At 44.4% G+C, this 13,275-nt stretch carries 11 protein-coding genes; 5 read left to right on the forward strand and 6 right to left on the reverse strand.

Annotated features, from left to right (window positions below; translation table 11 throughout):
• Positions 1 to 21: 21 nt before the first annotated feature.
• Both NDI42_RS15805 and NDI42_RS15810 read right to left on the reverse strand, forming a co-directional pair.
• On the reverse strand, positions 22 to 498 hold the full coding sequence (locus NDI42_RS15805) for a hypothetical protein (protein ID WP_190456624.1): 477 nt from the start codon (positions 496 to 498) through the stop codon (positions 22 to 24).
• Between the two features lie 5 nt (positions 499 to 503).
• Positions 504 to 827 carry a polymorphic toxin type 24 domain-containing protein gene (locus NDI42_RS15810; protein ID WP_190456626.1) on the reverse strand — a complete coding sequence of 108 codons (324 nt, stop codon included), beginning with the start codon at positions 825 to 827 and terminating at the stop codon, positions 504 to 506.
• A gap of 440 nt (positions 828 to 1,267) precedes the next feature.
• Between NDI42_RS15810 and mutS the strand changes: the two genes are divergently transcribed.
• Together mutS and NDI42_RS15820 are read left to right on the forward strand one after the other, a co-directional pair.
• Positions 1,268 to 3,877, forward strand: coding sequence for a DNA mismatch repair protein MutS (mutS, locus tag NDI42_RS15815; protein WP_190456627.1), 2,610 nt, complete (start codon positions 1,268 to 1,270; stop codon positions 3,875 to 3,877).
• 368 nt (positions 3,878 to 4,245) lie between these two features.
• The gene (locus NDI42_RS15820) at positions 4,246 to 4,701 is read left to right on the forward strand and encodes a DUF8738 domain-containing protein (protein WP_190442162.1); all 456 of its coding nucleotides are present in this window, start codon (positions 4,246 to 4,248) and stop codon (positions 4,699 to 4,701) included.
• Positions 4,702 to 4,748: 47 nt separating this feature from the next.
• Here the strand turns inward: NDI42_RS15820 and NDI42_RS15825 are convergent, their stop codons facing one another.
• Positions 4,749 to 6,572, reverse strand: a complete 1,824-nt coding sequence (locus tag NDI42_RS15825; protein WP_206755935.1) for a glycoside hydrolase family 10-like protein — start codon at positions 6,570 to 6,572, stop codon at positions 4,749 to 4,751.
• Between the two features lie 746 nt (positions 6,573 to 7,318).
• On the opposite strand from NDI42_RS15825, the gene NDI42_RS15830 reads away from it, so the two are divergent.
• Positions 7,319 to 7,846, forward strand: coding sequence for a hypothetical protein (locus NDI42_RS15830; RefSeq protein ID WP_348231426.1), 528 nt, complete (start codon positions 7,319 to 7,321; stop codon positions 7,844 to 7,846).
• 165 nt (positions 7,847 to 8,011) lie between these two features.
• Here NDI42_RS15830 and NDI42_RS15835 read toward each other — a convergent pair whose 3' ends face one another.
• Complete coding sequence (locus NDI42_RS15835; protein ID WP_190456634.1) at positions 8,012 to 9,148, reverse strand: mechanosensitive ion channel family protein; 1,137 nt, start codon at positions 9,146 to 9,148, stop codon at positions 8,012 to 8,014.
• Entirely contained in the window at positions 9,123 to 10,088 is a 966-nt protein-coding gene (locus NDI42_RS15840; protein WP_190456636.1) for a mechanosensitive ion channel family protein, read from the reverse strand. The genes NDI42_RS15835 and NDI42_RS15840 overlap by 26 nt, the downstream gene beginning before the upstream one ends.
• A 176-nt stretch (positions 10,089 to 10,264) precedes the next feature.
• Between NDI42_RS15840 and mnmE the strand changes: the two genes are divergently transcribed.
• Positions 10,265 to 11,656 carry a tRNA uridine-5-carboxymethylaminomethyl(34) synthesis GTPase MnmE gene (gene mnmE, locus NDI42_RS15845; protein ID WP_190456638.1) on the forward strand — a complete coding sequence of 464 codons (1,392 nt, stop codon included), beginning with the start codon at positions 10,265 to 10,267 and terminating at the stop codon, positions 11,654 to 11,656.
• Between the two features lie 103 nt (positions 11,657 to 11,759).
• A complete protein-coding gene (locus NDI42_RS15850; RefSeq protein WP_190456640.1) occupies positions 11,760 to 12,311 on the forward strand; it encodes a class I SAM-dependent methyltransferase in 552 nt (183 codons plus the stop codon).
• A gap of 144 nt (positions 12,312 to 12,455) precedes the next feature.
• Here the strand turns inward: NDI42_RS15850 and NDI42_RS15855 are convergent, their stop codons facing one another.
• Positions 12,456 to 12,842, reverse strand: coding sequence for a response regulator transcription factor (locus NDI42_RS15855; RefSeq protein WP_190456642.1), 387 nt, complete (start codon positions 12,840 to 12,842; stop codon positions 12,456 to 12,458).
• Between the last annotated feature and the right edge of the window lie 433 nt (positions 12,843 to 13,275).

Genomic DNA, 13,275 nt, shown 5'->3' on the forward strand with positions numbered 1-13,275 from the left:
AAAAAATCACACTGTAATCGGCTACGGTTGGCTTATGAAAGGTTGATAAAAAGTTACTACAACAGTGGATTCATCCTGATTACAAATCATTTGAAACCGTCGGTGGGGATAAAGCAATTTCAAACGGGTTTCCCACATCTGGGTTATAGATTGCCCCAAATACAATAAGTTTTCAATACCTACTTTCTCAGCCCCTTGCAAAATGTCATCAATGTGCTGATGGTTCATCACGCGCTCAATCGAAGCGATGTCATTCCCTAGTTCTGTTTTCCACTGTTCGTATACTTGGGTATTGAAGGCTTCAAACAAAAAGATACCGTTTTCATGTTCTACAAAATCTGGCCAAAATAGTTTTGTAAAAGCTATGGCTAATTCGACTCTAGAGACCCTGGAAAGATAGTCCCACAGGGAAAAGTCATCGCCATTTGCTTGTTTCCAACGCTGGAAGTTCTTCAGATGGTCTGTATTTGGATTTAATGATATTTTTTCGGTGAGCATAGTCTTTAAGGTATCTCGTCCGGTGTAGCTGGTCGAGCTGTTTTCTTAGAGTCCGGGTAAATTTTCCCGGCGGGGCTTTTGTTGTGTCTGTATTCAACAACGTGAGGTGTAGGTATACCCGCATGAGCTTTTCCTGTCACGTCTACTCGCTTAATTGCACGTCCATCATCATCGTAGACAATATAGCTTGTGATGTTGCTACCATCCATGCGATATAATATCTCTCTGGCACTAGCTCCGTCGAGCCGGAAATTGCCGCTAACTTGCGTTCCGCTGGCTATGAGGTTGCTAGCTGGAATACCAATCGTCCAGTCAACTGGTTTAGACACCTAAAGATCCTAGCTTTAGTTGAAGATTGTATCATTGTGTTCTGGCTGGATTGAAGCAAGACAGCAACGCTTAATTCTGCTTATATTAGCCCTGATTAAGATACTCTGTAAGAGCAAGGCGATCGTGTCTACTTTGTTACATTTAAATTAGCGATCGCGCTCAGAACTAACTCAACAATCAAACTTCATCGCGATTAATTTCCCTTTGGCGCAACTGTGCTGCTAATTGCTCTGAACGTTCCTCACCAGTCAGAAAAAAAGTATGATTCGCGAAACCAGCCGCTATTTTGCCGTTTTTTGCCGGAATTTCGGTATATTAGGCATTAATGACGGCGCGATGATTTGGCGGTTCGCTCAACTATGTAAACAAACTGCAAGGAACTGCAATCAACTCTTTGCGGTAAAGTCTATAAAGGTTCAAGCATATCGTCAGCGTCTCTATGAGTTACTCTGCGTCTACCCCGACCAATCCCGATCAACCTAAAATCCGTAATGCTGACACGAAAGAGGTAGATCGAAGCAAGCTGAGTAAGATGTATCAGCACTACGTGGAAATCAAGGATAAGTATCCTCATGCGCTGTTGCTGTATCGGGTGGGAGATTTTTTTGAAACTTTTTTTCAGGATGCGATCGCAGTCTCAAGAGAATTAGAACTGGTACTTACCAGCAAGCAAGCGGGAGAAATTGGTAGAGTCCCCATGACTGGCGTACCGCACCATGCTTGGGAACGCTACACTACTCAACTGGTGGAAAAAGGGTATGCGGTGGTTATCTGCGATCAAGTAGAAGACTCCGCTGATACCGATCCCGGAAAGCTGGTGAAGCGGGAAGTAACGCGAGTTATCACCCCAGGTACGTTGCTGGAAGAAGGGATGCTAAATGCTCGTCGCAATAACTACCTAGCAGCGATAGTAATTGCGGGAAATCACTGGGGTTTGGCTTATGCAGATATTTCCACCGGGGAATTTGTAACTACTCAGTCGAGTCAATTGGAGCATTTAACGCAGGAATTGATGCGCTTGCAGCCGTCAGAAGTCCTGATTCCTACTAATGCGCCGGATTTGGGGAGTTTACTGCGACCTGGGGAGAAATCTGAGCATTTACCGGAATATTTACCGCCGTCGTTTTGTTATGCGTTGCGATCGCAAATTCCTTTTACTTCCGGTGAAGCTAGACATAGATTGTTGCAACGGTTTAAAGTGCGGAGTCTTGAAGGCTTGGGTTGCGAACATCTCCCCCTCGCCGTCCGCGCTGCTGGTGGTTTGCTGGAATACCTAGAAGACACGCAAAAAGAAAACCTCGTACCTCTCCAGTTTCTCCGCACCTACACCCTCACAGATTATCTGATTCTCGACCACCAAAGTCGCCGCAACCTAGAAATTACGCAAACGGTGCGGGATGGAACCTTTCACGGTTCTTTGTTGTGGGCGTTGGATAAAACTAGCACGGCGATGGGTGGACGTGCTTTGCGGCGATGGTTGCTACAACCTCTGTTAGATATTAAAGGCATTCGGGCGCGACAAGATACGATTCAAGAATTATTTGAAAATAGTTTTCTCCGCCAAGATTTACGGCAGCTGTTGCGGCAAATTTATGATATAGAACGCTTGACAGGACGCGCTGGCTCTGGTACCGCTAGTGCTAGAGATTTGGTGGCTTTGGCTGATTCTTTGGCAAAATTGCCGGATTTATCCGAATTAGTGGCTGATACTTGCTCTCCCTTTTTGAGAGCCTTGCAGAAGGTACCGCAGGAATTGGAGCATCTGGCAAAAAGACTCAGCGCTCACTTGGTAGAATCGCCTCCTATACATATCAAGGAAGGTGGTTTGATTCGCCCCGGAGTTAATGCCCAGTTGGATGAAATGCGAAGTCTTGCGGTAGAGGATCAGCAATGGGTAGCGAATTTGGAGGTGACAGAGAAAGCTCGGACTGGGATTTCTACGCTGAAGGTGGGCTTTAATAAGACTTTTGGCTATTACATCAGTATTTCCCGCACTAAAGCTGATCAAGTTCCGGATAATTACATCCGCAAGCAAACTCTGACGAATGAGGAACGCTACATTACTCCGGAGTTGAAGGAGCGAGAGGCGCGGATTCTGACGGCGCGGGATGATTTAAATCGCCTGGAATATGAGATTTTCACTTCTTTAAGGGAAGAGGTGGGACAATACGCGGAACAAATTCGCACTATTTCTCGTGCTGTGGCGGCGGCTGATGTGTTGTGCGGTTTGGCTGAGGTGGCGGTTTATCAGGGTTATTGCTGTCCTCAGATGGTGGAAGGTCGGGAAATTCGGATTATTGATGGTCGTCATCCCGTGGTTGAGCAGTCTTTACCTTCGGGGTTTTTTGTGCCAAATTCGACTGGGTTGGGGAGAAGGGAGGATACGAACCCCAGAGGCGCAGAGGACGCAGAGGAGGAAAGACCGGATTTAGTGATTTTAACGGGGCCGAATGCGAGTGGGAAGAGTTGTTATTTGCGTCAGGTCGGTTTGATTCAGTTGATGGCGCAGACTGGGAGTTTTGTGCCTGCGAAGTCGGCTATTTTGGGAATATGCGATCGCATTTTTACTCGTGTTGGTGCGGTGGACGATCTGGCGACGGGTCAATCTACTTTTATGGTAGAGATGAATGAGACGGCGAATATTCTCAATCATGCTACTGCAAAGTCTCTCGTTCTTCTGGATGAAATTGGCCGAGGAACGGCTACCTTTGACGGTCTTTCGATTGCTTGGGCGGTGGCTGAATATTTAGCAAGTGAAATTCAATCGCGGACGATTTTTGCTACTCACTATCACGAACTTAATGAGTTGGCTTCGATTTTGCCTAATGTTGCTAATTATCAGGTGACGGTGAAGGAGTTACCTGACCAAATTATCTTTTTGCACCAAGTTCAACCGGGAGGCGCTGACAGGTCTTATGGCATTGAAGCTGGGCGTTTGGCGGGTTTGCCAGCCCCCGTGATTCAACGGGCCAAGCAGGTAATGAGCCAAATTGAAAAGCACAGCAAAATTGCGATTGGACTTCGTAAACGCGGCCAGGTTGAAGAATAAGAGCAAGTTGAATAGTAAGTGAACAATACCCTTTTTAAAAACTAGTTTTTTGTATAAAACTGGTTTTTAAAATCTCGCGCTTCCGGGCATACTTAATTATAATTACCTAACTTAACTACAAAACTCAGTATTTATAAGTAATTAATGAAGTTATAGTAAACCCAGAAAAATTGCGGAACTAGACGCCTAAGTTTTGTAGTCTAATATTGAAATACCGCTCCAAAGCCTAGAGAAAAGCTTTTTGCAAGCACATTAAAACTCAACTCAAGAAAAAAGTTTTAAGTGTTTCCGGAGCCTGTAAGCATCGGGTTGCAAATTCTACCAATTAGTACCCTTTGTAATCGAGCACCAACTTAGCTTCACTTGCTATGGAACAAATTACCACCTCTGGCTCGACCGCCGGGAATATCGAGCAAAAGACTAACCAGTTTAGTTTAATAATCCAGACTTTGGTGTTGACGGGTATCTTGTCGTTGACGGCTAGGCTGACGCTCCCCACTACCAAAGTTGCTGTTTCCAAAGCTCCCCTACCTCAGCAGAGTTTATTAAAATCAGTTACTAATGCGGTTTTGCAAGACGTTTCCCAGGATTCCGGCTTGCCTGTGTCTAAGTTCCGCATTGTCACAACCAAACAACAAACTTGGTCGGATGATTGTCTGGGTGTCAATAACTTAGGCATTCTTTGCACCGAGATGCGAGTTCCAGGCTGGCAAGTAATTGTGGCAAGTGGACAAACACGCTGGGTTTACCGCACAAATGCTTCTGGATCTGTGGTGAAGCTGGCTCAGGGTGTCGATTCACTTGTTCAAAAAAGTGCAAAGTAAATAGTGTTTCTCGTTCCTAGTCAGAGACTGGGAACGAGAGTTTAATTTTATGGCTTTCCACCCGCCACAATATTCGGTCTTTCTAGGTCAGTGGGAAAGATGGCTTTCAAGGCATTCTGTCTGATTTCTGGCTTTTCTGGCGCATTATTCCACAAGGTTTCATAGAAGAAGAACGACATCCCCGCAAACCCTCTCTGACGGACGGCTGCGACTTGATTTTGAACCTGTGCCAGTCCAATAGGTCTGGGTTTTACCCCGCTTAAAATGCCGATGCCAACGGGAATGTGACGCTTGGCTGCTTTGACTTCTGGACGCTCTAATTCTTCAAGAAAACGACCGAGGTCATCTCGATAAACTTGGATAATCAGTTCCTCAATTAACCCCTGTCGTTCCCAGGTTTGCCAGTCTGCTAAAAAGAAATTGTAGGAGAACTCTTGAGGGTTGGGAGAGACGGAAACCAAGACGTTTTTTTTGCGGTCTTTGACGGCTTGAAATACCTGCTTTAGATAGGCGGTAATTTTGTTAGCCCGCCACTTGATCCAGGCTGGATCTTGAGCATTCGCAGGGGGAGATTTGCCGCCGTTTTCTTTTTTGTAAAGTTCGACAGTAAAGGGATCATATCCAAACTCAGCAGGAAAGCCGAAATGGTCGTCAAATTGAATGCCGTCAACGTCGTATTTGGTAACAATTTCAACAACTAAATCTTGGATAAATTGCTGCACTTCTGGGCGAAAAGGATTCAACCAAACTCGATTGTGCTGTCCTTCTTTCCAAATTTGGGAACCGTCGCGGCGTTTGAGAATCCAATCTGGGTGGCGTTTGACAAGTTCGGAGTCAGCAGGCGCCATGAAGCCAAATTCAAACCAGGGAATGACTGCCATGCCTTTTTGATGTCCTTGGTCTACAATTTCTTTGAGGATGTCTCGCCCTTGGAGTCGGGGTTCTGGATCGAGCGATCGCCCAATCTCTTTTTGCGCCACTGTACTCGGATAAAGTGTATAACCCCAGTTCCAAACTGTAGGATACAGGGTGTTAAAGTTCAACTCGTCGAGGCGTTGGATAGCGTTGGCGAGTCGCGTTTTTTCAAATAGCACATCGCTGTCTATATTAGTCAGCCACACGCCCCGGATCTCTTTTGACAGCGCTATTGGGGGTGTTCCAACTTTGGCAATGTATTGAGAAGGCACTAATCCAGCCGTTCCCGCCGCCTGACACAAGAAAGCTGCCACATCTGCACGGGTAGCTGGTTGGTTGGAATTAAGCCGCTTGACATCTGGGTAGTTGACAACGAGTTGTTTTTCTGTAGCAGCTGCGATCGCGCTTTTTGCATAATCAGGAATGGTTGCAGCATCGCTAAATGCCCCATTCAATGTGTTAGCCACAGGTGAGGAGGGCGAATATTTCAAGCCAGAGGAGAGAGAAACTAAAGCTTGCGATCGCGGGATTTTTTCACTCGGCTTGAACGCCCCACCAGGATAACCGGAGAGAAACCCAGTTTTATAAGCTTTGGCGATCGCATCTTTAGCCCAATAGTTCGCGGGAACATCAGCAAATGGCACCGCATTTCTAACATCAGCTGTATTGGGGAAAGCCTTGCCAACCATCGCCGCAAACTCAGCCCTTGTCACAGGCGCACTCGGCTTAAAGCTGCCATCCGGGTATCCACTGATAATCTGCTTTTGTGCCAGCTGTTCTATACACGGTTGCGTCCATCCTTGCACATCAGAAAATTTCGCCTGTGCAAATGCGGGATGTATCATTAGCACCACACTAAAGCTAAAGGCAACCAGGAAGATTAACCAAGCCTGATGACCAAAAGCGCGGCTAAACAAAACCAACCCGTCTGCTAGGCTCGTAAAACGGCTTTTCATAGAGTATTTCAACATCTATCTAAATATGGATATGCAAGAATTAACGAAAGTGTAACTCCCTCTTCGGGAATGACTTGGATATCTCGGTATAAGTTGCTTTCTCGGCAAGTACACCAACCTTGGAAGAATTGGGAGGGGGTGGTTTTGGCATAACCTAGTCTTGCCAGAAATGCTTTCCAGACACCGCGTTCTCATCAAGACTCTGAATGATACAGTGCAACGACACCCAGATTTCGGCAAATTTTAGCAAGATTTCAGAAATAAGCTCTGGCTTGTCCCTAAACGACAAGCCGCAGCTAGCTTCTGTGCGTTGCCCTATGTTCTGGAGAGGTGGGAGTGATTTTGTGGTGGTACGTCAACCTTAGGCATAGCCTTCCCTCAGTCCAAAGACGTAGCGCGTTGTGGTAGGGTAGCTGTCGCCGCCTTGACCAGTGAATTACGTAATTCCCCAGCAATTTTGTTAAGGTTTCATAAAATTTTTTTTTTCGTCGGGAAAAGCAAAGTGCCGACGTGTAGTAGCTATCAGGGTTTATTGGACGTGGAGTATCCCGGTTAAATTATTGGTATAGATGACAACATTCAAAAAGGAGAGGCGATTCCATGTTAGCTTACTGTCATCGCTGCCTTAAGTGAGCGAGATCACCCGAAAGTAAGATAGCTGTCACTGCCGAAATCGCGGTGAAATTACCGACTTACCAAAAAATCACCCGATGTAAGGAAGTAAAGCAAAACCCTTTGATAGAAAAATGGTATTGAAACTCGACTTGGTGTTCCCTATGACAGACCTATACGACTCGGAAAATGTTATCTGTTACAACAAACAATCGCTCACCAAACTCGTGAAGGCGATCGCCCTCTCTCAGGGAGACTTTTCTTTAATATTGGTTTCCTGTAACAATCCAGAGTTGCAGGAGCAAGTTATGGAACGGCTGCGAGAAATCTCAGAAGTAGAAATTCAAGAAATCGTTTTGTATCCCTCGGTAAGGACGCTTTATACAACTATAGAGGCAACAATTGAGGATCACCAGCAGCCACAAGCTTTAATGGTCTATGGTTTAGACTCCGTGGTGGATATCCATGAATTACTAAGTGCGACGAACCACGTCCGGAATGAGTTCCGCAAACGATTTACTTTTCCTCTAGTGTTGTGGGTGAGCGACGAAATACTCTTAAAGGTGATGCGGCTAGCACCCGATTTTAAAAGCTGGGCTACTAAAATTCGATTTGAGGTTCCTAAAAGCCACTCAATAGAGAGGACAGCTATCAGCGCTTGACTGAAGGAGCCATAGCGAGTGAAATGTTTCTTTTGTTCGTTATGTTTTAGTTACCCACAGCCCGTATTAAATCGCCGTAACACTGGCTAATGGGTGGGCATTGCTCACCCTAGTCATCCAAGTTGGGATTTTGCTCCCGGCGCAGAAGTTTTTGGGACTCCAAAATTAAATAGTTACTGGAGATTCCACATAAATTGTGGGTTCCTGCATTTTAAAATCTATTCCATACGTTATTAGTTCCTTAGAAATTTTCTCATTTGCTAATTCTAGTAAATGCTTCCGCAGTTGAATTGAATTTTCACTTGAACCCAGGATAAAGAACGTTACTCTTGCTCTAGTTGTTTGCTTTTCAGAATTACTTGCTAACGTAATATTTGTACTACCTGGATCGATCCCAAACACAGAATTTGTACTTTCACTGATGACTTGCTCTACCAGTGCCTTTTCGCTATCTTCCAACAATCGGAAAAAGTCAAGGTTTAGCAAAACCATCACTTTTTTACCCATTGTCACGTTCTCTATTTCCAGATTTGCTAATGTGGAATTTGGCACGATATATAAGGTACTTTTAGCCGCAGTGCGAATCTTGGTGGAACGCAAACCAATCGACTCTACCCTACCAAATAACCCTCCGGGTACGTTGCCAACCGAAGGTAAACGAATATAATCTCCAGGGACAAAAGGGCGATCTAAATACAACACAATTGTACCCAAAAGCTGTTCCAAGGTTTTTTGGGCAGCAAAAGCTACCGCTAACCCGCCAATCCCCAAACTTGTCATCAAGCCAATCAAATTAAATTGCTGGCTTTGGGCAAAAGCTAAAATAGAAATGAAGCCAATTACAACATTTACTATAGCCTCAATTACTAGAATCAGTTCATCAAAATCCCGCGCAAACTTGCCGAGTAAATCAACTCCATAAACTCGGATAAATTGCCGAAATAGGCGCGATAATAACCAGGCAACGCTAAGAATTACAGCTAAATCTAAAAAAGGCTTGATTAACTGGTATAAAAATTTATATTCTTCCACCCATGTTAGAGAGAAAGAAATAAGAATTAACGTTCCAGCTATTTTAAACTGATTTTTTATTGGCTCAATTAGATTGTCATAAATAATTGTTACTCGCTGAGGTGAAAAGCGACGCAGGATTAATTTGGCAATGCCAGGAGTATATCTTCCCAGCACCAGAGATAAGAGAACAAACAGCAAGAAGATGACTGGCTTGGAAATATCGATCTGAAAAACCTGTTTACTGATATCGGCAAAATTAAGATTAGATAGTAATGGGTGAATCCACATAAATTGTTGGGTCTTCAATGTCGAAGGCAATATCGTAATATTTTAATTTTTCTGTAATATTTTCAGTTGCAATATCGAATAGTTGCCGCCGCAGTCCCATTGATACATCGCTAGAACCCAGAATAAAGAAAGCAATCTGAGCTTGCGTTTTTACGTCATTTGCACTATTCAATTCTCTAAAATTGACATCTGTGTTCCGGGAGTCTATCCCAAAAATATCGCTGGTACTATTCAGAATAACTTGCCGAATTAAGGCTTGTTCTTCTTTTTCGATTGTCCGATGAAAGTTTAAGTATACAAGAGCCATTACTTTTTTGGCTCCGGTAAAGTTTTCAATATTAACTTGAGTCAGCGAACTATTGGGTACTATTATCAATGTTCCTTTGCCAGAGGTGCGAATTTTAGTAGAACGCAAGCCAATTGACTCAACTCTGCCAAAGATGCCATCGGGTAAGCCAATGTAATCATCGACCACAAAGGGACGATCTAAATAAATGACAATACCGCCCAATATTTGTTCTAAGGTTTTTTGGGCAGCAAAAGCAACTGCTAATCCGCCAATTCCTAAAGAAGCTACTAAACCAAAAATATTGATTTTATGAGTTTCAGAAAATATGATTATGGTAAAAAAGATTATGCTTAAGTTCGCTAGTAGTTTAACTAGAAGAAGTATTTCGCTGTTGACCTTATGCCCGCTGTTGATGGCAGCATCTAAAAGATAAATATCAAAAATCTGCTTGAACAGCCGTGAAGCTAACCAACTAGCTGCGATCGCTAGTGATAAACTGATTGGGAGTTCTATTAAATTCGACTGAGGAAATCCTGGGATTAAGTGTATGGTAGTGTCGAGGGTAGCTAATCCAATGACACCTACCAATAAACCCTCGTAAGGCTTAACGACTTTTTGATAAGCTGCAACTTGGGGAGAAATTAAGTGCATTGGCAAAAATCCAATAACGTAGGTTGGTTCCGAACGATAGCGAAACTCAACAACAAGTAAACAAGCGTGAGTTGTTGGGTTTCGCTATCGTAGCGCTACGCCCAAGCAAGCTACAACCATTCCCTACAAATTACTGTATTACAGCAGAATAGGAATAGACCTGATTTCAAGGCAAGATGTCACAGATGTTTGTGCAGGGGGAAACAATCGCCGCGATCGCTACCGCTGTTGTTCCGCAACAGGGTAGTGTCGGTATTGTGCGGGTATCTGGTGAAAAGGCGGTAGCGATCGCTCATACGCTCTTTTTCGCACCAGGACGACAGCAATGGGAATCGCACCGCATCCTCTACGGTTACATCCGCCATCCCCAAACGCAACAAGTTGTAGATGAAGCGTTGTTGCTGATTATGCAAGCCCCTCGCTCTTACACCCGCGAGGACGTGGTAGAGTTCCACTGTCACGGCGGAATTATGCCCGTGCAGCAGGTATTGCAACTGTGTCTGGAGGCGGGGGCGAGATTAGCGCAACCAGGAGAATTTACGCTGCGGGCGTTTTTGAATGGGCGTTTGGATTTGACTCAGGCGGAGAGTATTTCCGATTTGGTGGGAGCTAAATCGCCTCAAGCTGCACAATCTGCTTTAGCTGGTTTACAGGGGAAGTTGCAAAAGCCGATTCGCTCTGTGCGTGCTACCTGCTTAGACATTCTGGCAGAAATTGAGGCGAGGATTGACTTTGAGGAAGATTTGCCACCGCTGGATGAGAAGCACATTACAGCACAAATTGAGAAAATTTTGGCAGAGACAACGAAAATTTTGGCAACAGCTGACAAAGGGGAACTGTTACGCGCTGGTTTGAAAGTGGCGATTGTCGGGCGACCAAACGTGGGAAAATCGAGTTTGCTGAATGCCTGGAGTAAGAGCGATCGCGCTATTGTCACCGACCTCCCTGGCACCACCCGCGATGTTGTAGAATCTCAGCTAGTTGTGGGTGGGATACCAGTGCAAGTGCTGGATACTGCGGGAATTCGGGATACCGTTGATCGGGTGGAGAAGATTGGCGTTGAGCGAAGTCTTGCTTCTGCCCAAGCAGCTGATCTAGTGTTGCTCACCATTGATGCTCAACTTGGTTGGACGCAAGCTGAGCAAGAAATCTACGAACAGGTACAACATCGCCCGTTAATTTTAGTTATAAATAAAACCGATCTTGTAGAGACGCAATTTATCGATTCTTTGCAATATCCTGACAATATTAACCGCATCATATACACATCAGCCGCCCACAACCAAGGCATTGATGCTTTGGAAAAAGCCATTTTAGATGCCGTACACACTGGAAACCTCAAAGTAGCTGATTTGGATTTAGCGATTAATCAGCGACAAGCCGCAGCTTTAACAAAAGCTAAAATATCTTTACAGCAAGTGAAAGCAACAATTGCCGATCAACTGCCTCTCGACTTCTGGACAATTGACTTACGGGGTGCCATTCAAGCATTAGGAGAAATCACCGGAGAGGAAGTAACAGAATCGGTTCTTGACCGAATTTTTAGCAGATTTTGTATTGGGAAATAGGGGACTGGGGACTGGAGACTAGGGAATTGGGGATTGGGGATTGGGGATTGGGAATTGGGAATTGGGAATTGGGAGTGGGGGATTTTGTAATTAGCAATGAGCAATGAGCAATGAGAAACAATCTATTAGAAAAGGATACGAAGAATATAGCGTCAAAGGTTTCTACGAGCAATTTGGTGATGAGTATAGAAATCCTCAAGAGGCGGCAGTTCAAGAGGTTTTACAGCTATCAGTTAATAAATGGCAGCTAGATTTACAGAAGGTATTAGATTTAGCTTGTGGCAGCGGTGAAGTTACTTTGACACTGCAAAATTTAGGCTGCACTAACATTGATGGCATCGATCCATACACCTACAATGCTTATTTGAAACGCACTCTCCAAGAAGCTGAACCCTATACCTTTGAGGACATTGCTTCTGGAGTCCTCCATGACCGACATTATAGTTTGATTGTTTGCAGCTTTGCTTTGCATTTGTTGAGTGAGTCACGTTTACCAGTAGTCGCCTACCAGTTGAGTTTGATTTCCGACTCAATAGTTATCATTACCCCTCATAAGCGCCCTCACTTGAAGCCCGAATGGGGATGGAACTTCGTGGAGGAGATTATGTTTAACAGGGTGCGATCGCGTCTCTATAAGGCAATACTTTTCGGTTAAAGCAAAAGCTAATCTCCCAATCCCTGTCCCATCTCTCCTCAAAGAAGAGATGGGACAGGGGAAAGAAGCTAAAGCCCCCCTCCCGTAAAAAAATCTTCCTTTCGTTTTCCCTCTCCTCTTAGGAGAGGGTTAGAGAGAGGTTCCCTAGCCTCGCCTTGCAGCAGTTGTTTCTCGCAGCAGTTGTTTAACCGTTCCGATTAACTCGTGCGCTTCAAAGGGCTTAGCAATATAAGCATCTGCGCCTTGCTTCATCCCCCAGTAGCGATCAAATTCCTCTCTTTTAGTTGAACACATTACTACAGCTAGATCATGGGTTTTAGAGTCAGATTTAATCTTACGGCAAACTTCGTAACCGTTCATGCGAGGCAGAACAATGTCCAGAACTACTAAATCGGGACAATTTCTGGCAATTTGCTCTAGCGCTTCGACGCCATCACAAGCCACAGTAACACTCAACCCACTGTCTTTAAGCAGGCTAGAGATCATCTGCCTTTGCGTGATACTATCTTCCACAACCAGAACTGTAGTCATAAATATTTACCTATTTACTGGATTCAAAAGTTAACGCGAAAAATACGGTTACTCTAAGTTGCATTGCTTTTCCTGAGCGGGAACTTACCTACTTTTGTTCATTTTCAGCTATTAAACGAAAAAGTGTTTGCGTAAATGCACCTAATTTTACAATATAGCTTTCGTTATATTTTAAGCTCTCAATCTGGAATCTTACTATTAGAAAAGTCTATCTTTACTTAATCTTCAAATTAAACTACTATATGTACCTAAGTAATTCCGGAAATTTGTAAAGATTGTATAAATTAACGCGGAAGCTCCAAAGAGGGTTCAATGTCTGCGATTGTGCATTAACAAAGTGTGGGATAAACGGCAAAATTATGCCAACTCCAAGAAGTATCCGCCACCCCAGCCCGCTGGGCGGCAGTTGTCCCTAAGCGACTATGCTCCCAAA

This window comes from Funiculus sociatus GB2-C1, assembly GCF_039962115.1.
In the GTDB taxonomy this organism is placed as follows: Bacteria; Cyanobacteriota; Cyanobacteriia; order Cyanobacteriales; family FACHB-T130; genus Funiculus; species Funiculus sociatus.

Excerpts from the sequence above, each read along its gene's own strand:
- NDI42_RS15840 (WP_190456636.1), bottom strand. The coding sequence starts at position 10,088 with ATGCACTTAATTTCTCCCCAAGTTGCAGCTTATCAAAAAGTCGTTAAG.
- mutS (WP_190456627.1), top strand. The coding sequence starts at position 1,268 with ATGAGTTACTCTGCGTCTACCCCGACCAATCCCGATCAACCTAAAATC.
- mnmE (WP_190456638.1), top strand. The coding sequence starts at position 10,265 with ATGTCACAGATGTTTGTGCAGGGGGAAACAATCGCCGCGATCGCTACC.
- NDI42_RS15820 (WP_190442162.1), top strand. The coding sequence starts at position 4,246 with ATGGAACAAATTACCACCTCTGGCTCGACCGCCGGGAATATCGAGCAA.
- NDI42_RS15825 (WP_206755935.1), bottom strand. The coding sequence starts at position 6,572 with ATGAAAAGCCGTTTTACGAGCCTAGCAGACGGGTTGGTTTTGTTTAGC.
- NDI42_RS15835 (WP_190456634.1), bottom strand. The coding sequence starts at position 9,148 with ATGTGGATTCACCCATTACTATCTAATCTTAATTTTGCCGATATCAGT.
- NDI42_RS15850 (WP_190456640.1), top strand. The coding sequence starts at position 11,760 with ATGAGCAATGAGAAACAATCTATTAGAAAAGGATACGAAGAATATAGC.
- NDI42_RS15855 (WP_190456642.1), bottom strand. The coding sequence starts at position 12,842 with ATGACTACAGTTCTGGTTGTGGAAGATAGTATCACGCAAAGGCAGATG.
- NDI42_RS15805 (WP_190456624.1), bottom strand. The coding sequence starts at position 498 with ATGCTCACCGAAAAAATATCATTAAATCCAAATACAGACCATCTGAAG.
- NDI42_RS15830 (WP_348231426.1), top strand. The coding sequence starts at position 7,319 with ATGGTATTGAAACTCGACTTGGTGTTCCCTATGACAGACCTATACGAC.